The sequence below is a fragment of the Tigheibacillus halophilus genome (genome assembly GCF_042683165.1).
GTDB lineage: Bacteria > Bacillota > Bacilli > Bacillales > Amphibacillaceae > Tigheibacillus > Tigheibacillus halophilus.
On record NZ_JBHUIZ010000012.1, the window covers coordinates 1 to 24,054 of the forward strand.

At 44.0% G+C, this 24,054-nt stretch carries 23 protein-coding genes and 2 tRNA genes; 22 read left to right on the plus strand and 3 right to left on the minus strand.

Features of this window, described 5'->3' with window-relative positions; genetic code table 11:
- Positions 1–92 precede the first annotated feature (92 nt).
- The 11 genes from ACFSMW_RS11245 (at position 93) to ACFSMW_RS11295 (ending at position 8,391) form a co-directional block, all read left to right on the plus strand.
- Positions 93–167: transfer RNA gene (locus ACFSMW_RS11245), tRNA-Asn, on the plus strand.
- A gap of 8 nt (positions 168–175) precedes the next feature.
- Positions 176–248 (plus strand) — tRNA-Thr (locus ACFSMW_RS11250).
- 96 nt (positions 249–344) lie between these two features.
- Complete coding sequence (locus ACFSMW_RS11255) at positions 345–1,538, plus strand: MFS transporter (RefSeq protein ID WP_390355701.1); 1,194 nt, start codon at positions 345–347, stop codon at positions 1,536–1,538.
- A 728-nt stretch (positions 1,539–2,266) separates the two neighbouring features.
- Positions 2,267–2,569 carry an urease subunit gamma gene (locus tag ACFSMW_RS11260; protein WP_390355703.1) on the plus strand — a complete coding sequence of 101 codons (303 nt, stop codon included), beginning with the start codon at positions 2,267–2,269 and terminating at the stop codon, positions 2,567–2,569.
- Between the two features lie 190 nt (positions 2,570–2,759).
- Positions 2,760–3,083 carry an urease subunit beta gene (locus tag ACFSMW_RS11265; RefSeq protein ID WP_390355704.1) on the plus strand — a complete coding sequence of 108 codons (324 nt, stop codon included), beginning with the start codon at positions 2,760–2,762 and terminating at the stop codon, positions 3,081–3,083.
- Positions 3,080–4,798 (plus strand): urease subunit alpha, encoded by a 1,719-nt coding sequence (gene ureC, locus ACFSMW_RS11270; RefSeq protein ID WP_390355706.1) that lies wholly within the window; start codon positions 3,080–3,082, stop codon positions 4,796–4,798. Before ACFSMW_RS11265 ends, ureC begins: the two co-directional genes overlap by 4 nt.
- A 9-nt stretch (positions 4,799–4,807) precedes the next feature.
- Entirely contained in the window at positions 4,808–5,266 is a 459-nt protein-coding gene (gene ureE, locus ACFSMW_RS11275; protein WP_390355708.1) for an urease accessory protein UreE, read from the plus strand.
- Positions 5,256–5,945 (plus strand): urease accessory protein UreF, encoded by a 690-nt coding sequence (locus ACFSMW_RS11280; RefSeq protein ID WP_390355710.1) that lies wholly within the window; start codon positions 5,256–5,258, stop codon positions 5,943–5,945. The genes ureE and ACFSMW_RS11280 overlap by 11 nt, the downstream gene beginning before the upstream one ends.
- 131 nt (positions 5,946–6,076) lie before the next feature.
- Positions 6,077–6,697 (plus strand): urease accessory protein UreG, encoded by a 621-nt coding sequence (ureG, locus tag ACFSMW_RS11285; RefSeq protein WP_390355711.1) that lies wholly within the window; start codon positions 6,077–6,079, stop codon positions 6,695–6,697.
- Positions 6,690–7,517, plus strand: coding sequence for an urease accessory protein UreD (locus tag ACFSMW_RS11290; protein WP_390355713.1), 828 nt, complete (start codon positions 6,690–6,692; stop codon positions 7,515–7,517). Before ureG ends, ACFSMW_RS11290 begins: the two co-directional genes overlap by 8 nt.
- Before the next feature lie 382 nt (positions 7,518–7,899).
- Complete coding sequence (locus ACFSMW_RS11295) at positions 7,900–8,391, plus strand: DUF5342 family protein (RefSeq protein ID WP_390355715.1); 492 nt, start codon at positions 7,900–7,902, stop codon at positions 8,389–8,391.
- Positions 8,392–8,475: 84 nt separating this feature from the next.
- Here ACFSMW_RS11295 and ACFSMW_RS11300 read toward each other — a convergent pair whose 3' ends face one another.
- Entirely contained in the window at positions 8,476–9,138 is a 663-nt protein-coding gene (locus ACFSMW_RS11300) for a GntR family transcriptional regulator (RefSeq protein ID WP_390355716.1), read from the minus strand.
- 221 nt (positions 9,139–9,359) lie between these two features.
- Between ACFSMW_RS11300 and ACFSMW_RS11305 the strand changes: the two genes are divergently transcribed.
- The 7 genes from ACFSMW_RS11305 to ACFSMW_RS11335 all read left to right on the plus strand — a co-directional run bounded on the left by ACFSMW_RS11305 (position 9,360) and on the right by ACFSMW_RS11335 (position 15,613).
- The gene (locus ACFSMW_RS11305) at positions 9,360–10,160 is read left to right on the plus strand and encodes a transporter substrate-binding domain-containing protein (RefSeq protein WP_390355718.1); all 801 of its coding nucleotides are present in this window, start codon (positions 9,360–9,362) and stop codon (positions 10,158–10,160) included.
- Between the two features lie 36 nt (positions 10,161–10,196).
- Entirely contained in the window at positions 10,197–11,348 is a 1,152-nt protein-coding gene (locus ACFSMW_RS11310) for a saccharopine dehydrogenase family protein (RefSeq protein ID WP_390355719.1), read from the plus strand.
- 47 nt (positions 11,349–11,395) lie between these two features.
- Complete coding sequence (locus ACFSMW_RS11315; protein ID WP_390355721.1) at positions 11,396–12,049, plus strand: amino acid ABC transporter permease; 654 nt, start codon at positions 11,396–11,398, stop codon at positions 12,047–12,049.
- A 28-nt stretch (positions 12,050–12,077) separates the two neighbouring features.
- Complete coding sequence (locus tag ACFSMW_RS11320; RefSeq protein WP_390356413.1) at positions 12,078–12,839, plus strand: amino acid ABC transporter ATP-binding protein; 762 nt, start codon at positions 12,078–12,080, stop codon at positions 12,837–12,839.
- Between the two features lie 117 nt (positions 12,840–12,956).
- Positions 12,957–13,157, plus strand: coding sequence for a YjfB family protein (locus tag ACFSMW_RS11325; RefSeq protein ID WP_390355723.1), 201 nt, complete (start codon positions 12,957–12,959; stop codon positions 13,155–13,157).
- Positions 13,158–13,400: 243 nt separating this feature from the next.
- Complete coding sequence (locus ACFSMW_RS11330) at positions 13,401–14,519, plus strand: mandelate racemase/muconate lactonizing enzyme family protein (protein ID WP_390355724.1); 1,119 nt, start codon at positions 13,401–13,403, stop codon at positions 14,517–14,519.
- On the plus strand, positions 14,516–15,613 hold the full coding sequence (locus ACFSMW_RS11335; protein WP_390355726.1) for an amidohydrolase: 1,098 nt from the start codon (positions 14,516–14,518) through the stop codon (positions 15,611–15,613). The genes ACFSMW_RS11330 and ACFSMW_RS11335 overlap by 4 nt, the downstream gene beginning before the upstream one ends.
- A gap of 49 nt (positions 15,614–15,662) precedes the next feature.
- Here ACFSMW_RS11335 and ACFSMW_RS11340 read toward each other — a convergent pair whose 3' ends face one another.
- Both ACFSMW_RS11340 and nhaC read right to left on the minus strand, forming a co-directional pair.
- On the minus strand, positions 15,663–16,355 hold the full coding sequence (locus tag ACFSMW_RS11340; RefSeq protein ID WP_390355728.1) for a GNAT family N-acetyltransferase: 693 nt from the start codon (positions 16,353–16,355) through the stop codon (positions 15,663–15,665).
- A 25-nt stretch (positions 16,356–16,380) separates the two neighbouring features.
- Positions 16,381–17,814, minus strand: a complete 1,434-nt coding sequence (nhaC, locus tag ACFSMW_RS11345; RefSeq protein WP_390355730.1) for a Na+/H+ antiporter NhaC — start codon at positions 17,812–17,814, stop codon at positions 16,381–16,383.
- A 537-nt stretch (positions 17,815–18,351) separates the two neighbouring features.
- On the opposite strand from nhaC, the gene mmgD reads away from it, so the two are divergent.
- The 4 genes from mmgD (at position 18,352) to ACFSMW_RS11365 (ending at position 23,872) form a co-directional block, all read left to right on the plus strand.
- Positions 18,352–19,458, plus strand: coding sequence for a citrate synthase (mmgD, locus tag ACFSMW_RS11350; RefSeq protein WP_390355732.1), 1,107 nt, complete (start codon positions 18,352–18,354; stop codon positions 19,456–19,458).
- A 62-nt stretch (positions 19,459–19,520) separates the two neighbouring features.
- Complete coding sequence (locus ACFSMW_RS11355) at positions 19,521–20,954, plus strand: bifunctional 2-methylcitrate dehydratase/aconitate hydratase (RefSeq protein WP_390355734.1); 1,434 nt, start codon at positions 19,521–19,523, stop codon at positions 20,952–20,954.
- 76 nt (positions 20,955–21,030) lie between these two features.
- Positions 21,031–21,942 carry a methylisocitrate lyase gene (gene prpB / locus ACFSMW_RS11360; protein WP_390355736.1) on the plus strand — a complete coding sequence of 304 codons (912 nt, stop codon included), beginning with the start codon at positions 21,031–21,033 and terminating at the stop codon, positions 21,940–21,942.
- A 157-nt stretch (positions 21,943–22,099) separates the two neighbouring features.
- On the plus strand, positions 22,100–23,872 hold the full coding sequence (locus ACFSMW_RS11365) for a sigma 54-interacting transcriptional regulator (RefSeq protein ID WP_390355737.1): 1,773 nt from the start codon (positions 22,100–22,102) through the stop codon (positions 23,870–23,872).
- Positions 23,873–24,054 lie beyond the last annotated feature (182 nt).

Sequence of the window (24,054 nt, forward strand, 5' to 3'; positions counted from 1 at the left end):
TTAAGCTCTTCAGCGCCGATGGTAGTTGGGGCTTTGCCCCTGCAAGAGTAGGACGCCGCCAGGCGACTTTTTTTATATACAGATTATATTATTCCACAGTAGCTCAGTGGTAGAGCAATCGGCTGTTAACCGATCGGTCGTAGGTTCGAATCCTACCTGTGGAGCCATATTGTTTGCTTCCATAGCTCAGCAGGTAGAGCACTTCCATGGTAAGGAAGGGGTCGCAGGTTCAAATCCTGTTGGAAGCTCTTTTTGAAAAGTTTGTCCTTAGGGATAAGCTTTTTTATTTGGGGAAAATAATATAGATGCAGTGGTCATCATAGATTGGAGTGAAATTATCTCGTATGCCAAAGAAGGACATGTTGAATAATAAGCAACGGTTTTTGGTAGTCACCTTGACGCTGCTTACTTTTATAATGGGAACAAGTGAATTTGTCATTGTTGGTCTTCTGACAGAAGTTGCTTCTGATTTGAAGATAACTTTAGCCGCGGCAGGTACGCTTGTTTCAGCATTTGCTATTTCTTATGCGGTCGGTACACCTATCTTGACCGCCCTTTTAAGCAAATTTTCGAAATATCCGCTTATGCTGGTTCTCACATTTGTATTTGTTCTAGCGAATATGGTCAGTGCACTCGCTGACACTTATATGATTTTACTTATTTCAAGAATGGTAACAGCGGTGGTGAGTGGTGTTTTGATCGCGATGTCTATGACTATCGCAAATAGCACGATGCCAGCAGCTAAAAAACCTGCCATCGTGGCATTAATTTTTGCAGGTTTTGCAGTGGCGAATGTGTTCGGTGTACCACTGGGGACGTTCATAGGTCAATTGGAAAACTGGCATTTGTCCTTTTGGCTGACCGCCCTGCTGGGAGTGGTTGTATTCATTATTGGGGTATTCGCCATCCCCAGGAACCTGGTGACAGAGAAAACTTCTTTAAAGGAACAACTTAAGCTGTTGACATATGGGAGAGTTATTCTGGCATTTTTCATTCCTGCATTTGGGGCTGCGGCGACTTTTACGATATATACCTATATCACCCCTATGATAGAAAATGGGATGTCTGTTCCAACAAGATTTGTCGGTATCATATTATTAGTGTTTGGTGTCTTCACGATTTTTAGCAATGTTTTATCTGGTAAAATAGCTGGTAAAAACGGTGTAGGCAAACTGCGTTATACATTTATCATGCAGGCTGTCATTTTAAGCTCACTATACTTTACAATGAATACTATGGTTGCAGGGCTTATCAATATTATGTTCGTGGCGCTTATGTTTTATGTGATGAATGCGCCCATACAATTATATTTCATGAATTTTGCAGAAACGTATTCTCCGGCAATGAAAGACTTCGCGTCCTCCTTGACTCCGGTAGCTATCAATGTTGGAATTGCTTTGGGTTCATTTGTAGGGAACTTCGTGGTTGAACATAGCAGTTTCATTCATCTTTCCTGGGCAGGCGGACTTGAGGCATTAGTGGCTTCTGGATTAAGTTTTATCATTTATGGTTGGAAACAAAGGAACAAAACCGATTAACGGAGTCCTAAGCCTTTGCTCTAAAGCGAGCAAAGCCATTTTTGAGTTTCCCCTCCTGCCAGCAGAAAGAATTTTCTCTATCGCAAATATCGTTGAGCAAGGTAAACATGGTAAGCCTGAGCTATTTTTCGCCGGCATAGAAATATTGATCAAAAAAATAGGCGGTAAGACTTGATTTCCACGCCACAAAATGTAAAATAGACTAGAACAGTCAAATCTTGCTTGCAATCATATAAACTATGGGTCTGTTAACCATTATAAACAGATTCATGAAATTAACCTTATTTCAAGCATCTCTATCAAACGCTGCAAGCATCTGATGTCATCCATTCATAAGCATCATCCATCCCACAGGATGTATGCGAAGTGTGTACCCAACTTCCTTTGCCGTTTCGGAGAGCCTCATCTCTGTCAACGCCCTGTTGAAATAACGGCGCTACTGAAATTTTTTTACTAAAACTAAATAAACGCAATAGCCTTATCAATCCAATTGTTTGTTAATCAATTCACAAACCATGGAAGGTAAGGTTTTATTGAATTGCAGCATATGCACATTAATTGTTAATCATTTCACAAAATGACAGTTACAGATTAGCCAGCACAACCAGCAATCAAAAATATGCCAAAAATTTTATTTTGCATGTATGGAAGGGTTTCATTTATGTACGTAATGGGGATGCTTGAAATAGGAAATCTTTTTCTCTAATTGAAGGGGGTTAGAATTAATTATGCAATTATTACCACGTGAGATTGATAAGCTTCTGATTGTAGTGGCTGCAGACGTGGCCAGACGCAGAAAGGAAAGAGGTCTGAAACTGAACCATCCGGAAGCGATGGCGTTGATCACCCATGAAATCATGGAAGGTGCCAGGGATGGCAAATCTGTTGCTGATTTGATGTCTTATGGGACCACGATACTGACACGCGATGATGTTATGGACGGAATTCCGGAAATGATTCCTGATATACAAGTTGAAGCCACTTTTCCAGATGGTACAAAACTTGTAACCGTTCATGAGCCGATTCGTTAAAAAAGCAATTTTAACAATTCCTGTAAAATAGGATGTTCAAAAAGTCAGATAGAAAAAAACTTCCCTTCGAAGGGCGATGTCGATATGGGGCGAAATCCCGTTTTGATCGGCCTTCCTTTTAGACAGTTCGTAGGGGTGTTAATAATTTATCCTCTTTTTGAACGCGGACTATAAGGAAAGGAAGATATGAATGAATCCAGGAGAATACATTTTAAAAGATGAAGAAATAGTTTGCAACGCTGATAAAGAAAGTATACAAATAACCGTCATCAACACAGGAGACAGGCCGGTGCAGATTGGTTCACACTATCATTTTTATGAAGTGAACCCTGCCATATCATTCGATAGAGAAAAGGCATATGGCAAAAGGTTGAATGTGCCAGCTGGTGCTGCGGTGCGTTTTGAACCTGGAGATAAAAAAGAAGTGGAACTGATAGATTACGCTGGTGAACGGAAAGTGTATGGTTTCCATAACGAAGTTGACGGTTCATTGGAAGGCGGGGATTCTAAATGAGTTTCAAGATGTCAAGGGAACAATATGCGCAAATGTACGGACCGACAACTGGCGATTCTGTCCGTTTGGCGGATACTGATTTGTTCATTCAAGTGGAAAAAGATTATACGAAGTACGGTGAAGAAGTGGTATTCGGCGGCGGCAAGGTTATTCGCGATGGTATGGGACAACATCCGTATATCACCAGAGAGGAAAATGAAAATGTTGCAGACACCGTCATCACAAACGCTTTAATCCTTGATTATACTGGTATCTATAAAGCGGATATCGCACTTCGAGGGGGAAAAATTTCCGGGATTGGCAAGGCAGGTAACCCACTCGTTCAAGACCAGGTTGACATTATTATCGGTGCTGGGACGGAAATCATTTCCGGCGAAGGAAAAATTATAACCGCTGGAGCTGTCGATACACATGTGCATTTTATTAACCCTGATCAGGTGAATGTGGCACTTACTGGTGGAACAACGACATTAATTGGCGGCGGAGCTGGTCCTGGTGCAGGTTCAAGAGCAACCACAGCTACACCTGGACCATGGCATATGCACACGATGCTGAAGTCGCTCGAAGGATTTCCAATTAACGTTGGTTTGACTGGAAAAGGCCATGCCGCTGCACAAAAGCCGCTTGCTGAGCAGATTCTTGCCGGAGCAATTGGTCTTAAAGTCCACGAAGACTGGGGAGCAACTCCTTCTGTTTTGGATCATGCACTCCGATGCGCGGATGAATATGATGTCCAGATTGCATTGCACGCGGATACCTTAAATGAAGGTGGATTTTTTGAAAATACAATGGCGGCGATTAAAGACCGTGTTATTCATATGTATCATACAGAGGGAGCGGGCGGCGGACACGCACCGGATTTGATTAAATCAGCTGGTATGATGAACGTGCTTCCAGCCTCGACAAACCCGACATTGCCATATACTGTGAACACTATTGATGAACATTTGGATATGGTTATGGTTGCACACAATTTGAATCCATCTGTTCCAGAGGACATTGCCTTTGCTGACTCCCGTATTCGCAGGGAGACCATTGCAGCTGAAGATATTCTGCAGGATATGGGAGTGTTCAGTATGACAAGCTCCGATGCACAGGCGATGGGACGTGTCGGTGAGGTGGTACTTAGAACGTGGCAGACAGCTGACAAGATGAAGAAGCAGCGTGGATTGCTGGAAGGCGACAGTGACTATGCGGATAATAATCGGGTAAAACGCTATATAGCGAAATATACCATTAACCCTGCTATCACGCATGGTATAAATGAGTATGTCGGCTCTGTTGAAGTTGGCAAAATGGCAGACCTTGTAATTTGGGATCCGAAGTTTTTCGGTGCGAAGCCTGAAATGATTCTGAAAAATGGCGTCGCTGTGACCAGTCTGATGGGGGACCCAAATGCAACCATCCCGACACCGCAGCCAATGATTTATCGTCCAATGTTTGCACAGCTTGGAAAAACGTTGTATGAAAGCTCTATCACGTTTGTTTCCAAGATAGCCTATGAAAATAATATTAAAGATGAGCTCGGTTTGCAGAAAATGGTATTGCCGGTTCACAGTATTCGTAAATTGACGAAGAAGGATATGAAACTGAACTCGGCAACCCCGGATATCGATGTGGATCCGCAAACATATGAAGTGAAAATTGATGGCGAAAAAATTACTTGTGACCCAGTGGATACAGTGCCTATGGGACAACGTTATTTCTTGTTTTGAGGTGAATATATGATTATAGAAAAAGTGATTACAAACATAGACCAATTATCACAGGAAGAGCTGGAGAAGCGGCATAAGGAAAGGGTTTATTTAGAAAGCGGCCATTTGGTTAAACGTATTCAGCGCGTAAAAACGGATCATGGACGCGAACTAGGTATCCGATTAAACGAAGCGAAAGACCTGCAGGCAGGGGACGTGCTTTATATGGATGACGACAATATGGTCATTGTCGATGTACTCTCAGATGATTTATTGATCATTAAGCCCCGCAGCATTCTTGAGATGGGGACCATCGCCCATCAATTGGGCAATAGGCACCTTCCAGCCCAGTTTGAAGATGATGAAATGCTCGTCCAATATGATTATCTTGTAGAGGAACTATTGAAACAAATGGATATTCCTTTTATACGCGAAGAGAGAAAAGTAAGACAGGCTTTTCGCCATATAGGGCATAGCCATGATGAGTAACCGCACATTATCCTTGTTTCAATTGTGTGATTCCAATTTTCCTACAGGGGCATTCAGTCATTCGTATGGATTGGAGACCTATATTCAGTCAGATCTTGTTCATAGTCCGGAGACTTTTTCTAATTGGTTGAAAGTGTATCTGGAAGAACAGCTTGTTTTCTCAGATGGTCTGGCGGCCAGATTAGCTTATGAGGCGTTAGATGCTGGAGATGAGGAAAGGCTATGGGAACTGGACCGGTTATTAACAGTGCAAAACTTGGCACGCGAAACCCGGGAAGGGACGCATCGCATCGGAGTGCAAATGCTAAAAATGGCTAAAAAACTTTATGGCGCACCAATACTGGATGTATACCATGCCAGAATTAAAGATAACCAAGTGTTCGGGCATCCAGCCCTTGTTTTTACAATGGCTGGCCATTACCTTGAAGTCGATAGAGACACCACAGTCTTATATTACATGTATACGTCCATCGTCAATTTGGTGCAAAATGCGGTTCGTGCAATTCCATTAGGACAAACAGCTGGCCAGCAAATCATCTATTCGCTGCAGGAGGATCTAATGGCTGCAGTTGAAAAAATAAACCAGTTGGGTGAAGACGATTTTGGTATCGTATCTCCAGGTATGGAGTTAGCGCAAATGCAGCATGAACGGTTGAATGTACGAATATTTTCATCGTAAGCGATGGACATATCATTCATCTTTATATGGATGAACCAATTGTCTCCTTACTGAGGAACTGCATTTGGTTAAAGCAGGATGACAGTAAAAGAAAATGAAACTAAAAAATTTTAAAGGATGTGTAATCGAATATGAAACCAATAAAAATAGGTGTAGGCGGACCAGTTGGCGCAGGGAAGACCGAGCTTGTTGAAAAGTTGACCAGACATATGGCGGATGATATTAGCATGGCAGTCATCACAAACGATATTTATACGAAAGAAGATGCCAAAATTTTGGTGAAAAACGGGGTATTGCCGGAAAATCGCATTATTGGTGTGGAAACTGGCGGCTGTCCGCACACAGCCATTCGTGAAGATATCTCCATGAACGCATCTGCGGTGGAGGAATTGCAGGAGCGGCATCCAGATGTGGAGCTTGTTTTTATCGAAAGTGGCGGTGATAATCTGGCAGCGACTTTCAGTCCGGAATTAGTAGATTTCTCTATTTATATTATTGATGTCGCTCAAGGAGAAAAAATCCCGCGCAAAGGTGGACAAGGTATGATCAAATCTGATTTGTTCATCATTAACAAAACAGATCTGGCCCCATTAGTGGGTGCCAATCTTGATATCATGGCATCAGATACAAGGGTATTTCGTGGTGATAAACCTTTCATTTTTACTAACCTGAAGTCCGAGGAAGGGTTAGACCAAGTCATTGATTGGATCAATCAGCATGTATTACTTAAAGGATTAGAACAAAATGGCTGACTGGACCGGAATCCTTGAACTGGATGCCAGAAAGGACCAACAGGGAAAGACGGTTACGGACCATGTGTATTTTCAAGGGGCGTTCAAAGTGCAGCGCCCCATTTATCACAATCGTTCCAATCAACCATGCTATTATTTGTTAAACCCTGGGGGCGGATATTTGGATGGTGATACGTACCGCATGAGGCTGACGGTTGGTGAGGGTGCTAAGGTCACATTAACCACACAATCAGCTACCAAGGTGTATCGTACACCGACTAAATATGCTTATCAAGAAGCAGAAACATGGATTAAAAAGGGTGGCCACTTGGAATATTTGCCCGACCCGCTGATCGCGTACCGTGACGCCAGCTATTATCAAAAGAATGTGTTCCGTATGGAAAAAGGATCCTCTTTGCTATATACGGACATTCTCACACCAGGCTGGTCCCCTGATGGGGAAAAGTTCAGCTATGAATCTCTTCGTTTGAAAAATGAAATCTATCTGGATGATGAATTGATTGTATTCGATCATATCCACCTGAACCCAGGGGAGAGGCCAATAAGCGGATTAGGCTTCATGGAAGGTTACACGCACCTTGGCTCGTTCCTGATTGTCGGCGAGCAGGCAGACGTGGATTTGCAAGAGAAATTGTATGCAGCCATTGAACAGGAGAGGGGAGATTTTAAAGCAGGAATATCCATGCTTACAAAAGGTGGACTCTCTATCCGCGTTATTGCGAATGCTACACAGCTGATTGAAAGGATTTTTACAGCTTGTCTTCATACAATTTATAAAGAGTGGTTTGACACTAAGCCGAGTTTCTTGCGGAAATATTGACTGATGCTGTTTGTTAAGATAGTGCCTGATAAAGCAATGTTATCAGGTGCTATCTTTTTAGTTTGCGATCTATTGCATAGAAAGTGAATATATTGTTTACAAGAGGGTATAAGATTTGGGGGAGAGGCAAAAGGAGAAACGATCTGTTCAGATCTGATCGGATTATTTAAAACCTGAATCGGGTATAGTGAAATGAATCAGCAGGAAGGAATGTATCGCGCCAGATCCTGTACAAATAGTGGATCTGCATCCGACGAATTGGCTGAAAAGAAATTGTAATTGTGTGATTGGCTTTAATAGCTTGCAATGCACGTATCTGTTGTTTATACTTTGGGCAGTCTAAAGGAATAGAGAAGTGATTCATTTTTAGGAGGTTTTGCCAATGGCCGATGAGCTGGACGAATTGGAAGTGGAAAAGGACTTTAAGGTGGAAACAATTTATGATAATCGCACGTATGAAAGACATCAATTCAGTTTCTCCATTGATGGCAAAGAATATAAAGGAGATTACCATGAAGGCGAGATTCACTGGCTGAATCCGCATCCGCAACAAGACCTTGATGAGAAGCAATTGGAATGGGTAGAATCAGAAGTTCACAGGCTGTTAGGAAACGGAGATGATTCTGAGAACGATGAGGAGGAAGAACTGGACGAATTTGAAGTGATGCCAATGTTCGATGATCAGGTCCACGAAGCACATCAATTCAAACTGTTGATCGACGGAGAGGAATTCAAAGGGATGCTCCGCCATGGCAGGCTTGAATGGTTCCACCCAAAACCAAGACGCAAGCTGAACAATGCTAAGGTAGCAGAAGTGGAGAAACAAGTTCATCAGAAAATGAAAGAACATCTGGATGACGAGAACGGACAATAGGTGCAGGCGAAAGATCAGCGGTGAAGGCAGAAGGGCTTTTACGCTGATCTTTTATTGTGTGCAAAACCAGATGCTCCGCAGTACTCATTGAAATATACCCTTCAGATCTTTATATTCATGCTGGATTTGTAAACTTTCCACTGCATGATCAAAGTGTCTCTCCAAGGATGATATGATTTTCTCTAGTTTTCTTTCCCTGAAGAACTCCATGATTTCCCAGTGTTCCTTATAGCCATATGGCCGCGCAGACGACTCCTTGTCGAATACCATATCAAATAGAATTAAATAAATGGCAGTCTGGTTAATCAATTTTTCGATAAAATCGATTAAAAATGGATTGCCGCATTTTTTGGTATATACCATATGGAAATCCTGATTTGCTTGTAAATACCCTTTTATATTTCTGCTGAATATAGCCTCTTTTTCCATCTGGATGCATTCCTCCATCGTGATGAAATCATTAGCATTCAAGTGTCGCACAGCCATACTTGCGGCCATTATTTCCAATCTCTTACGTAAATCATACGCTTGAACGATTTCCTCTCTTGTCGGGTTCGTCACAAAGGCGCCTTTATTGGGCTTGATATCAACGAGCCCCTCCTCCGCCAATAGGTTGATTGCTGATCTGATTGGAGTACGGCTCACCTGCAACATTGTGGAAATCTCGTTTTCAACCAACTGTTTCCCAGGCGGGAGTTGTCTGGATAAAATCGCATCCTTTAAATGATGGTATATCAAGGCTTTCAAGGATTGCTTTTTTGCTATCGCTATTACCTCCTAAACGGTCCAGTTTTTCCAGTCGCATTATTTATATTCCTATTTTCAGTTATATTGACAGAATATATTAACTTTTGTAAGCGTATATTGTACTACAATTTAGTACGACAGGTGAGTGAAGCCGATCGGCATAACGCTTTAAAAAATAAGCGCCTGTCATGAGGCGTATTGACCCGGGGGAGGGAGACAAAATGAAACGGATATACCGGCTGTTGCTCCTGTTGTTTTTTTTGTTAATTATAACAGCTTGTGGAAGTAATGATCATGCAGACAAAAAGAAGCAAGCAATAAACAGGGTAGAGGACGCAGGAGTCATACGAATTGGCTTTGAGGGGACATACCAGCCTTTTAACTTTTTGAATGATGACAATGAATATGCGGGGTTTGATGTTGACGTAGCAAATGAACTGGCAAGCAGACTTGGTGTTAAAACAAAATTTGTCGCAACAAAATGGGATAGTCTTATCGGAGGGCTAAAGGCTGATAAATTCGATGTGATCATAGCACAAATGACAGTTACAGAGGATAGGAAAAAAAGTGTCGATTTCACGGATCCTTACGTTGTGACGGGATCTGTGCTGGTAACAGCAAACGATACAAAAGGGATTTCCAAATTAGATGACATCAAAGGCAAGAAGGTAGGCGTCGGAGGTGGAACGACATTTGAAGAAGTTGCCAGAAGTGTCGATGGGGCAGATGTCACGTTGTACAAAGCTGTTACAGATTACATTCAGGATCTTGTTAATGGTAGGCTTGATGTGATTATCAATGACCAATTGCTGATGAGCTACAATATCAAAAAAGAGGGCCTGCCACTGCAGATTGCCAGCGATATTTTGAATAAAGATGAGATTGCCATGGCGGTAAAGAAAGGCAATGAAGATTTTGTAGCGAAATTAAATAAAGCGCTCTCCGACATGATGAATGACGGAACGTACGATAAGATTTACAAAAAATGGTTTGATTCAGAGCCGCTCGTTAAAGAAAAATAATATATTGTCAAGATAACAGAGAGGGGATCTTTATATATGCATGTGGTTGTATTAGGAACCGGTATGATCGGTACGACGGTAGTACGGGAAATCGCCAAAAGTGAAGACATTGATATGGTCACAGCGGTTGATGGGTTTCAAAAGCGTATTGATATGTGCTTACAAGCCGCAGATCATTCAAAGGTAGTTGGCAAGTTGGCGGAATTGCAAACGGAAGCGGATATTTACAATGTGTTGAAAGAGGCAGATGTGGCCATTGCCTGTTTGCCACACTCTTTAAGTTTTACTGCAATCCGTGCTGCGATAGCTGCTAAATGCAGTATAGTTGATCTCGTTGGGTCACAATTTGCAGAAAAGGTTGAACTGGAAAGCCAGGCGAAGAAGGCTGGCATCACTATTGTACCGGGATGTGGAGTAGCCCCGGGAATAACCAATTTCCTGGCGGCAAGGGGAATTGAAATGCTGGATGAAGCGGATGAGGCTGTCATGGTTTGCGGTGGATTACCGAAGCATCCCCTTCCTCCACTGTGGTACCAGGTTGTTTTCCGGCTGGAAAGCGTGATGGGCCTTTATACGAGGCCGGCCCTTGCAGCAGAAAATGGAGAGCTTGTGGAGTGCCCGCCTTTGTCGGGACTGGAAACCATCACTTTTCCCGATCCTGTCGGGGAATGCGAGGCTGTCATTACTGATGCACATAGCGCTGCACATACATTAAAGGATAAAGTGAAAAACATATATGAGAAGACAGTCCGCTATGCAGGGCACTGGAGCAAAATGTCTGTCCTTGCTGAGCTTGGTTTTTTGGAAAAAGATGCTATTGAAGTGGACGGCAAGCTTATCAGTCCGGTAGCATTTACGCAAAAAATATTGGAACCAAAACTTCGTGGACAATCAAAAGAGGATATTACAGTACTGCGAGTGTCCGTGAAAGGAAAAAAAGACGGCATGAAAACGAGGTACACATGGGAAATGGTAAACAACTTTGACCATGAGCGCGACATCACCTCCATGGCAAGAACTACTGCGATTCCCGCCATGCTGACGGCGCAATGGATAGCAACTGGCAGGCTGGATGAAAGAGGGGTATTACCAATGGAAAAAATCATGATTGGTAAGCGATTCAAACCATTTATGGAGGAATTGAAAGGGTACGGCATTGAAATAGAATTCCAGCAAGAACGTCGGTAAAATCCTTGGCTGAGATATGGAAGGGATATATTAATGGGGGGATAACCGTGGACTTTTCTATCATTATCGAATCATTACCTATCTTGATAAAAGCAACAATGGTAACCGTTTTATTGGCAGTAGTATCCGTTTGTTTCGCCTTACTATTAGGTTTCTTCACAGCACTGGCCAGAATTTCCAACATAAAAGTACTAAAAATGATAGGCTCAGTATATATTTCTATTTTCCGCGGGACCCCTCTGTTAGTGCAAATTTTTGTTATTTATTACGGCTTGCCGCAGATTGATATTGAACTGAGCCCGATCACATCTGGGGTCCTTGCGCTCAGCCTGAATGCTGGATCTTACCTTTCCGAATCCTTCCGTGCCGCCATTCTGGCAGTAGATAAAGGTCAGATGGAAGCGGCCGTTTCGATGGGAATGACGTATTGGCAGGCGATGAGACGTGTCATATTACCACAAAGCATTCGAATTGCTATCCCGACTTTGTCGAATACGTACATCATTTTAATAAAAGATACATCGCTCGTTTCTGTCATTACCGTCACAGAGTTGCTGCAAATGTCTACGTTGATCATCGCGAAAACTTTTGAGCCCTTGACGATTTATCTGCTGGCAGCTGCGCTTTACTGGATTGTGATCACATTTTTTACAGCCTTATTGGATCGGCTGGAAAAGCGGACATCTAAACACGTCGCGTAGTGTTACGGGGAGGGGAAGATGTGTGGAAATAGTAGAATTGAAAAACATCAAAAAGTCATTTGGTGATCATATCGTGTTGAAGGACATCAATTTTTCTGTCGGGAAAAATGAGGTTATCGTCATCATGGGGCCGAGCGGATCGGGCAAATCCACTTTACTGCGCTGCATCACATTTTTGGAAGAGCCCGACGATGGTGTCATCAGACTTGGCGAATTCGAATTGAAAGCCGGACTGCCGCAAAACAAGCAAAGAAAGAATACGATAAGAGAGCTACGCCAAAATACCGGCTTCGTTTTCCAGCAGTTTAATCTATTCCCGCACCGAACTGCACTGGAAAATGTCATGGAAGGACCGATTGTAATCAAAAAGGTGGACCGACAGCAGGCACAAGAAAAAGCCATTGCGTTGCTATCCAAAGTTGGACTGGCTGACAAGATGAATCAATATCCGGCCCAGCTGTCCGGCGGGCAACAACAGCGGGTGGCCATTGCAAGAGCCTTATCGATGGAGCCGATGGTCATGCTGTATGATGAACCCACGTCGGCGTTGGATCCTGAACTTGTCCGGGAAGTTTTACTGGTGATGAAGGAATTAGCGAAAGAAGGCATGACAATGATTGTGGTGACTCATGAAAGAGGATTTGCCAAGGATGTCGCAGATCGGGTAGTATTTATGGAAAATGGACTGGTTGTAGAAGAAGGCAGCCCGGAAAAAATGTTTGACACACCGACAGAGGAGAGGACCAAACAATTTTTACAGGTTGTGAGTGAGAAGAAGCAGTTCGGATAATAACGCACTATCCATCACATTTGAAATGTGATCGTTTTCTTCAAAATTCTATTTGCAGTCCGATAATAGAAAAGAAAGATTTACAGGTTCATGTAGGAATAACAAAGGAGGGATTGTATGGATATCGCTGCAATGTCGATGGTGATGAATCAGAGCCGTGTGCAGGAGCAGGCTTCTCTTTCAATGATGAAGATGGTAATAGGCAACGCCGAACAGCAGGGAGAAGCCGTCCAAAAGCTGTTAAGCACAGGTGGCCTCAATGCTAGCCAAGAGGCAGGACACCCTTACTTAGGAACAAATGTAGATATCAAAGGATGAGCTAAATCTTTCTTTATGTGTAACCTGGAAACAAATTGGCCACTCGATCTTGATTAGGAAGTGTAATTTGAACTGTGTAAGCAAGAGCAGCATGACTGCTCTGCTGCACAGTTCAGTTTTTTTAGCAGTCCTGCACGGCGAAGATCTCTTTTTCTGCCCCACATTTACACCCAATGACTAGCCTCCATCTATCTCTATCCCTTACAATAAATAGAAAAGCATTACAAGGGGGATACATGTGCCATGAAAATCACAAAGATCGATATCAACTATATTGAACTGCCGTTAAAGGAACCGTTCATCATTTCTTACGCATCCTATGACACCATGCCAGCTGTCATTACGAAGGTTTATACAGACGTAGGTATCATCGGTTTTGGGGAGAGCATTCCTGATGAGCATGTGACGGGGGAGTCGGTACACAGTGTGTTTGCCGCTTTGAAGCACCAGTTGATTCCGGTAATTATGGGAAAGGATCCGCGCAATATCCAAGGTATTCATGATGCCATGGATAAACAGCTGGTTCGAAACGGTGCCGCCAAGGCTGCTATCGATATTGCCTGCTATGACATTTTAGGGAAATACAGCAATTTGCCAATCTATTCGCTGCTTGGAGGCAGGAAGGAACAGCAACCGACTATCCCGAAAGTGCTGAGTATTCTTGACCCGGAAGTATTGGCTCGACAGGCCAAGGCAGCTGTGAAAGAAGGCTATGAAGAAATCAAAATGAAACTCGGAACGGATCAGTATAAGGATATTCAGCGTGTCAAAGCAGTAAGGGATGCGGTTGGGGAGCGAATCAAAATTCGTGTAGACATCAACCAAGGATGGGGGAGTGTGCAAAAGGCAACACAGATGATGCAAGCGCTGGAACCTTACGGTGTATCATGGGTCGAACAGCCGATTTCCCAGGGCAGTTTGTCTATGTTCCGTAGTTTGAAGGAAAACAGCTCTCTTCCGTTAATGGCGGATGAAAGCTTGATCACAGCTCAGGATTTGCGGACATTGGCGGAACATCGGTCCGTGGATTATATTAACATCAAATTGATGAAAAGCGGCGGTATTTTCCCATCACAGAAACTTGCCACGCAGGCAGAACTATTTGGCATCCAATGTCAAATAGGGTCAATGGTCGAATCCAGCATTGGCTCAGCGGCGGGATTTCATGTGGCGCTGTCCAGACCTAATATCGTTTCCACTGAGCTGTCTGGTCCGACGAAATTCACCAAGGATATTGGTGATTTAACGTACTCGCTGCCTTATGTCCACATTACAGACAAACCCGGGCTTGGGGTAGTGGTGAATGAAGATGTTTTGGAAGATTTGTGTGTTAAAAGAGAAACGGAAGAGGGGGTATTATGATAGAAAAAAAGCTGCAAACACTTTGGGAATATCTGCATGCCAATCCGGAAACTAGCATGCATGAAGTGGAAACGTCAGCTTATCTGATGAACCATTTTCGCGAAGCTGGTTTCCAACCGGTTCCTTTTCAATCCATTCCGGGGTTTTATGTGGAAATAGGCAGCGGCCGCCCCAAAATCGGGTTGCGGGCAGACATGGACGCGTTGTGGCAGGAAGTCGAAGGTGAATCGCGAGCGAATCATTCCTGTGGGCATGATGCTCATATGACCATCGTGACAGGTGTCATGCATCAGCTTAAAAACCAGAAGCGGCACTTACCGGGTACTGTCAGAGCAATTTTTCAGCCTGCTGAGGAAAAAGGGAACGGTGCAGTGGAGGTTGTAAAGGAAGGAATCGTTAATGATCTGGATTATCTGTTTGGCGTTCATGTACGCCCGGCTAATGAGGTGGCTTATCCAGCCTGCGCACCGGGTATACAACATGGCGCATGCCTGTTTGTCAAAGGCAAAATCAAAGGAACGGATCATCACGGAGCGAGACCGCAGGAGGGTGTCAATGCGATTGAGGTAGGTATGGGGATTGCACAACAATTGCAGCATATCCATACGCCCCCGCAAATCCCGGCGTCTATTAAGCTGACAAACTTCCGGGCCGGCACAGATAATTTGAATATCATTCCGGGCGGAGCATCGTTTGGCCTCGATGTCCGCGCGCAAACGAATGAAGTCATGAATGGCATGAAAGAAAGAATAGCTGCTATATGTAACCACTTGTCGTCAATTTATCAGGTGCCGGTTACATATGCTTTTGAGGATGATGTTCCGGCAGCTGTGATTGACAAGGATGCGGAGCAATTGATGTGTGCTGCGATAGAGAAGGTGTTGGGAAAAAATAATGTGCGACAAACGATCATGACTCCGGGCTCGGATGATTTTCATCACTACACAATCATGTGCCCCTCTCTCAAGGCGACAATGCTTGCACTTGGCTCTGATGTCAAGCCTGGTCTGCATCATCCGAAAATGACATTTGATCACCGGGCAATCAAGAACGGGGTCGATATCTTGGTCCATGCTTGTTTGGCTGTTGAATGACAGCATCATACAAAGTGGCAGTTCCACATATACGTGAGACTGCCATTCTTTATTTCTGGTAGCACACATACCATGTGCTGTTCTTCTGTATAATCGACACACCCAGATAACCGTCCAAGAGCAGCTTCTGCTGTCCTGGAATGTCAGCCATTTCTGCCAGTACTTGATCTTTTACTGTCTCCGCTTGTTCGCTGTCCGTGAGTTCTTTCAATAGGATGTAGCGTAATTTTCCGTCATATTTTTCTTTCAGTCCGACGATTTTCATGTCAAGCTTCAGCTTATCCTTGATACTTGGAATATTGAGAGGAGCAGCAGTGGCACAGACGTAATGAAACCGTTCACGGTCGACAAGACGAAATAATAATCTTCCCATAGTGGTTTGCAGATGATTCCCGCGATATTCGGGATCGATACAGGAAATTTCCGAATACATAACACGTGGAAGTTCTTCCGTAGAGATACCACAATCCAATCCGAGATGCTCCTCGTCGATTTCCGGAATCAACATGGCACGAAAGCCAATCAGCTTTTCCTCTAAGAAGACACCGGCAATCATGCCATGTTCAGATAAAATATAAGAAAACTCCGCTGTGCTGAGCGGCTGCAGATGTGCAGATATGGCCAGCGATTGGCTCACTTTTTCCTGCAATTCCAGTAGTGCTGGTACATCATTTTCGGTAATGTATCGGATTGTATAGACCTGTCCATCACGGAGGCGGCCGTCTGCTATTGTTTGCTTCATTGTTGCAATACCTTCCTTATTTATATCAGATGACTGTTTCTTCATCTGTAGATTGTTCGTGTAGTGAAATCATTTTCTGCTTTTCTTCCTGGGTAATTTTCACAATTGAAAATCCGGTGTATGCCAGAAAAATACCGATAAGCGGGACGGTGTAATTCAAGATGGCATATGGCGCATAGGAAAATGCGCTCACTCCAAGTGTAGCATAAATATACACACCACATGTATTCCAAGGGAAAAAGACAGAAGTCAATGTGCCGCCATCTTCCAGTGAACGGGAGAGATTTTTAGAATGAAGTCCTTTTTCCGTATATATTTTAGAAAACATACGTGCAGGAACGACAATGGAAATGTACTGTTCAGAACAAGACGCATTCGTCAACACACAAGAGCCGATGGTAGTGGTGATTAAAGAGCCAGTGGAACGTACCATTTTCAGCAGTTGATCCATCATTGCTTTCAGCATGCCAGAAAACTCCAGAATACCTCCGAATGTCATGGCGATGATCGTCATGGAAACAGTATCCATCATCGAATCCAATCCTCCGCGGTTGAAAAGCTCGTTCACCAGCTCATTGGCCCCGTTCAGTGCATAACCGCTCTTTAATGCTTCAAGAGCGTCTGAAATCGATCCTCCCTGAACGAAAAGCTGGGAAAGATACCCAAGGATAATACCTATTACCAATGCGGGCGCGGCCGGCACTTTCATGGCAACCAAAGCAATAACGGCAGCAGGGATGAAAAATAAAAATGGTGATATTACAAAATGCTGTTGCAGGTCTGTCAGTGTTTGCGAAATGCTGGCAGCATCGATAGATGTGTTCCCGAAACCCTTCCCAAGAAATCCGAATGCAATTAAAGCGATGGCCAGACCGGGTATAGTCGTATAACACATATGTTTAATATGGTCGAATAAGTCGGTATGTGTCAATCCCGATGCGAGATTTGTCGTATCGGACAACGGTGACATTTTATCCCCGAAATAGGACCCGGAAATGACAGCGCCGGCAATCATTGCGGCTGGAATCCCCATGCTGAGGCCAATTCCCATTGCCGCTACGCCAATCGTGCCCATGGTGGCCCATGAGCTGCCGATAGCTAATGTGACTAAGGAGCAAATTACGACAATCGTGATAAGGAAAATGGTTGGCGAAATGATTTTCAATCCATAATACACCATCGTCGCTACGATTCCTCCGCCAATCCATGCGCCGATAGTGAGCCCAACAAGCATGATGATAATAATAGCGGGAAGGGCCAGTTTGATACCTTTGTACATCATTTCTTCAATTTCGTGCCATTTATAGCCGAACTTCCAAGCTACCAGTCCTGCTGTCACTGTACCAATCATTAGCGGTATATGCGGCGCTCCGTCAAAAATGGCTACACAACAGAGCATGGAAACAATCATGCTTGTAAGCGGTACCATAGACCACCAGAAATTGATCCTCTTTCTCACGGGTTCATCTCCTTATATTCAAAAGCACTAATTTTGTTTTCAATTTTATGTGCAAATACAATTATTGTCAATTATCCTTCTATTTTGTCGCGGAGGGGATAAATAAGTAGCTATAGGCCGATGAAAGTACCGCAAAAAAGACCCCTGCCAAAAGGAGAATCCCTGATAGTGAATAAAAAAGTTGACGGGTTCACCATTCTATTCTTCTCACTGCTGATAAAATTCAATCATCACAGTTTTTTGGGAATAGTTGTAACTTTTAAAAGTGGATGCTATAATCTATTCGTATGATTTATAACACAGGCTCGGCCTGTCTTTATACACTTTGTATACCATGTTTGGGGTAATGGGAGGTGTAATGGCCAAAGAAAAGGGTTGTACATATGTCCAGCACAGCAGTGCAGTGTCTAAACATGTTGACAACTTTTAGAAATGGTGATTTCTATCTGGGAATTGTTTCGACAGTTTTCTGCATTATTTTGAAAGGGCTTACAGAATGGCGGTTTGAAGATTCAAGAGATGAAGGGGAGAATGAACATGAAAACAGAAACGACGTTCAAACCAGGACTCGAAGGTGTCATTGCTGCAGAAACAGCGATTTCACTGCTTGATACGGAACAAGAAAAAATCGTAATCAAAGGTCATGACCTGATTGAGCTTTCAAAGCATAATGATTATCTGGATATTGTACATTTACTGCTGGAAAATAAGCTGCCAAGCAAAGAGGAGAAAGCGGCGCTGGAAGAGAAATTGAAAGAGCGATACCAGGTGCCATCGGCTATCATCGAAATTCTGAGACTGCTGCCGGAGCATACACATCCAATGGACGGCATGCGTACAGGACTTTCCGCGCTTGCCGGTTATGATGAACATCTGCTGGATCGTTCCCTGGCGGTGAATAAGGATCGGGCATACGATCTGCTGGCTAAATTGCCGGCCATTACGGTGAACAGCTATCGCATTCTGAATAAACAGGAGCCTGTACTGCCGAGAAAAGATTTGTCATACAGTGCTAATTTTTTATATATGATTACAGGAGAAGTGCCGACCGCACAACGGGCGGAAATTTTTGACCGTTCCCTGCTGCTGTATAGCGAGCACGAAATGCCAAACTCGACCTTTACTGCCAGAGTGATCGCTTCGACCCAATCTGATTTGTTCGGAGCGCTTACCGGGGCAGTGGCATCTTTGAAAGGACATTTGCATGGCGGAGCTAACGAAGCTGTCATGTATATGCTGAATGAAGTAGATTCGGTGGAAGGCTTTGAAGAATTGTTGATGAAAAAACTGCATAACAAAGAAAAAATCATGGGCTTCGGCCACCGCGTATACATGAAAAAGATGGACCCACGTGCATTAATGATGAAACAATCCCTGAAAAAGCTCTGTGAAACGAAGGGTGATTTCCAACTGTTGGAAATGTGCGAAGCCGGAGAGGAAGTCATGCGAAGAGAAAAAGAGCTGTATCCGAACTTGGATTATTATGCTGCTCCTGTCTATTGGCTGCTTGGCATTCCGATCGAGTTGTATACACCAATTTTCTTCAGTGCACGAACAGTGGGTTTGTCAGCACATGTGATCGAGCAGCATCAAAATAATCGCTTGTTCCGTCCTCGCGTACATTATATCGGGGAAAAATATTAATCATGTCACACTAAAAAACTGTGAAATCCAGAATGGATAGCACTAAAGAAAGGAAGAAGGACATGCTGAAAACGAATGAAAAGCAAAAGACGGATGTTCTTTTGGAAGAGATTGCCGATTATGTGCTAGATAAAGAAATTACGAGTGAGGAAGCTTTCACGACAGCGAGATATGTCTTGCTCGATACACTTGGATGCGGAATACTGGCGTTGAACTATCCTGAATGTACCAAGCTGATGGGGCCAATTGTACCCGGAACGGTTGTTCCAAACGGCACACGTGTGCCTGGCACTCCATATGTGCTTGATCCTGTCCAGGGGGCATTCAATATCGGTGCTATGATTCGCTGGTTGGATTACAATGACACTTGGCTTGCGGCGGAATGGGGCCACCCATCAGATAATTTGGGAGGCATTTTGGCAGTTGCTGATTATATCAGCCAGATACGCATTTCCAAGGGTGAGCAGCCACTTGTTTTGAAAGATGTGCTGGAAGCAATGATTAAGGCACATGAAATCCAAGGAGTCCTTGCACTGGAAAATAGTTTGAACAGAGTCGGACTTGACCATGTATTATATGTCAAAATAGCGACGACCGCTGTTGTGACGAAAATGCTTGGCGGAACTAGAGAGGAAATTATCAATGCACTGTCCAATGCCTGGATCGATAACGCCAGTTTGCGTACGTATCGTCATGCACCAAATACCGGTTCACGCAAATCATGGGCTGCGGGAGACGCAACAAGCAGAGCAGTACGACTGGCTTTGATGGCAGTACAGGGAGAAATGGGCTATCCGACGGCATTGTCTGCACCTGGTTGGGGTTTTCAAGATGTACTGTTCAACAAGCAGGCGTTGACGCTTGCACGTCCACTGGATTCCTATGTCATGGAAAATGTCCTGTTCAAAGTAGCTTATCCGGCCGAGTTCCATGCGCAGACTGCGGCTGAAGCGGCGGTAGCATTGCATGCGCAAGTCGCTGATAGAATCGAAGAGATTGAGAAGGTCACCATCACCACACATGAATCAGCTATTCGTATCATTGATAAAACAGGACCATTGCACAACCCTGCTGACAGGGATCACTGTATCCAGTACATTACTGCTATTGGGTTATTACACGGCACTGTCACAGCGGAACATTATGAAGATGAGGCGGCAGCTGATCCACGGATCGATCTACTTCGCGATAAGATGGTTGTTACAGAGAATGAGCAATATACAAAGGATTATCTCGATCCGAGCAAGCGCTCAATCGCAAACGCTGTCCAAGTATATTTCAAAGATGGCAGTGTGACTGAGCAGGTGGAAGTAGCATATCCGCTTGGACATCGTTTCCGCAGGGAAGAAGCATTCCCGCAGATCGAACGGAAGTTCATTGCAAACATAGCAACAAAATATACAGTGAAGCAAAGCAAGAAAATGGAAGCGGTTTGTTTTGACCATGATAAAGTGGAAAAGATGCATGTCAATGCTTTCATGGACCTGTTCATTTAATAAAAGAAAGCCAAACGACAGCATTCGCTAATCTTGTAGATTATGGATTTTTAAAAGTTTTAAAGGAGGTAAAAATATGGCTTGGATCGTCGATCAACCATCGTCACAGCAAGAACTTGCAGCACAATTCAAGGCGCTAATCGATGCAAATGCTATTTTGCAAATTCCTGGAGCACATGATGCTATGGCCGCATTGGTGGCGAAAAAAGCGGGGTTTTCAGCACTGTATTTATCAGGTGGTGCCTACACAGCCAGCAAAGGACTTCCTGACCTGGGTATTGTCACATCTACTGAGGTAGCCGAAAGAGCACGAGATCTGGTTCGTGCTACCAATCTCCCGGTACTAGTAGATATCGATACTGGTTTTGGTGGTGTACTGAATGTGGCCCGTACGGCTAGAGAAATGGTGGAGGCAGGTGTAGCAGCAGTACAAATCGAGGACCAGAAATTACCGAAAAAATGCGGGCATCTGAATGGTAAACAGCTGGTCACTAAGGAAGAGATGGCACAAAAGATTCGTGCATTGAAGGAAGTAGCGCCATCGCTTGTCGTTATTGCCAGGACGGATGCGCGAGCTGTGGAAGGTGTGGACGCCGCACTGGAGAGGGCAAATGCCTATATTGAAGCAGGAGCGGATGGTATTTTTCCTGAAGCATTATACACAGAAGAAGAGTTTCGTCTGTTTGCGGAAAAACTCGATGCACCTTTGCTGGCAAATATGACTGAATTTGGGAAGACACCGTATATCCCGGCAGAGGAGTTTGAGGAGATGGGGTTTGCCATGGTCATTTATCCAGTGACTTCACTACGCGTAGCCGCAAAGGCTTATGAGCAAATTTTCAAGTTAATTAAGCGCGAAGGGACACAGAAAAATGGTCTGAATAGCATGCAAACGAGGAAAGAATTGTATGAGACCATTTCGCTGGATGACTTCGAAGCACTTGACGAGGATATTGCCAAAACGGTATTGCCAATCATAGAAGATTAAGTGCGTGTTATCAGTAATGGGCAATGAAGTTCGACATGTATATATCAATGTTGGATGTCATTGCCCGTTTTTTCAAATACATTTTATAAAAGATATGTTCGCTTAAGGAAAGTACAAATCTTATATTCAACAGCCTTTCAAAAAGGAGGTGAAGCGGATGACGGATCTACATACTGTCGGGAGCTGGATGAATAAAGCCACCGAAAGCGTCACGATATCCATGCCAATCAAGTATGCGTTGCAAGTGCTGCACAGATCCGGCAAAACAGAGCTCCCCGTAACGGAAAAAGGACATTATATTGGCACCCTGCGTGAGCGAGATTGTATCAAGCTGCTTATGGACGGCAGGTCTCCCAACGAAGCCATCGCCGGAGCAGTCGATACAGCCCATCAGGCTGTCCATCGTGATTTTTCTATGGAAGCGATCAGAGAACTGCCCGTCTATGTTGTCACAGAAAATACAAATGAACTATTGGGGGAGATCCATACGGCGCAGCTGCTTGCCTATCAGCGTTTTGTAAGGGAGGAGTTACATCAGACGAAAGAGAAAGTGAAATGGTATGAGCTTGGTTTCGATACAGCTTATGAAGGGCTGACTGTAGTCGATGAGTACGGTGTCATACAACTATTCAATGAGAATTACAGCCGCTTTGTCGGTGTTTCCAAGGAAGAAGCGATCGGCAAAAAAGCGGCGGATGTGATTGACAATACACGCTTGCCGGTCGTTTTAAAAACCGGTGTCCCTGAACGAAGCCAAGCACATCGTCTGCAGGGCCAGGATCTGGTCGTCCACCGTTTGCCCATTTGGAAAAACAATCGGATAGTCGGAGCAATTGGCGTGCTTGTGTACGAAGGTGTTTCTGAAATTTATCAGGTGATCGAACGAATGCAAAAGCTCGAGGAAAAACACATGCCAACAGACGAAAACGGGAAGCCGTCCGTTGCCGTCAAATCCAGTCAGGTGCGCTTCGAGGAAATATTAGGTGACAGCCCAGCCATATCCAAAGCGAAAAAAATCGCCAGAAAAGCTGCTAAGTCTAAAGCGACAGTGCTGATTACAGGAGAAAGCGGCGTCGGCAAAGAACAATTCGCCCGAGCCATCCATGATGCTGGTTTGACAGGCAAACACCCATTCATCAGCGTCAATTGCGCGGCTATTCCAGAGAATTTGCTTGAATCCGAGCTTTTTGGCTATGCTAAAGGGGCGTTTACGGGAGCGAATAAGGAAGGGAAGGCAGGGAAATTCGAGCTCGCGCATCGGGGAACGATATTTTTGGACGAAATCGGTGATATGCCGCTCGCCATGCAGGCAAAGATTTTGCGTGTACTGCAGGAAAAACAGGTGGAGAGAGTTGGAGGGAACGCACTGATCCCAGTTGATTTCCGCTTGATCGCCGCAACTAACAAAGACTTAAAACAGCTTGTTGACAGAGGTGAATTCCGGGAAGACCTGTACTATCGTTTGTTTGTCGTTCCGCTTGATATTCCGCCGTTAAGAGTACGCAAACAGGATATTCCAATCATTATCGCCAGCAAAATGCACCAGCTGTCCAAAATCTATGGGATGAAAGAGAAAACAATCGACCAGGAAATTTTGCGTATGATGCGCCGTTATGACTGGCCGGGGAATATCCGTGAATTGATTAATGTCCTGGAGCGTCTTTTGGTTCTTACAGATGGCAATCACATCGCCACAAGAGATTTGCCAGACTTTCTGCAAGATAAAGAGACGGAAGATTCCTTTATTTCCTCTGATACTCATTTGCAGAAATATGAAGATGTTCGGGATGTAGCACTGCAGGAGGAAAGAAGAGCCATAGAATCGACGCTGGAGCGGGTGAAAGGCAATAAAACCAAGGCGGCGCAATTATTGGGAATATCTCGCGCTACATTGTATAACAAACTGTCACGGTATGCTATCGAAACATAAACATAATTGTATAACGTCGTCTGCAGACACTTTACAACTGTCAAGACAGTTATACGGGAACAATGAAATAAGTACCCTGCTTATGGGAAGACATGGTTGGCATGAAAATTGCTATCATAAAAATAAGACACCAATTTTTTGACCGATTGATTCAAAGAATACAGAAAGATAGTTTCGAGAGG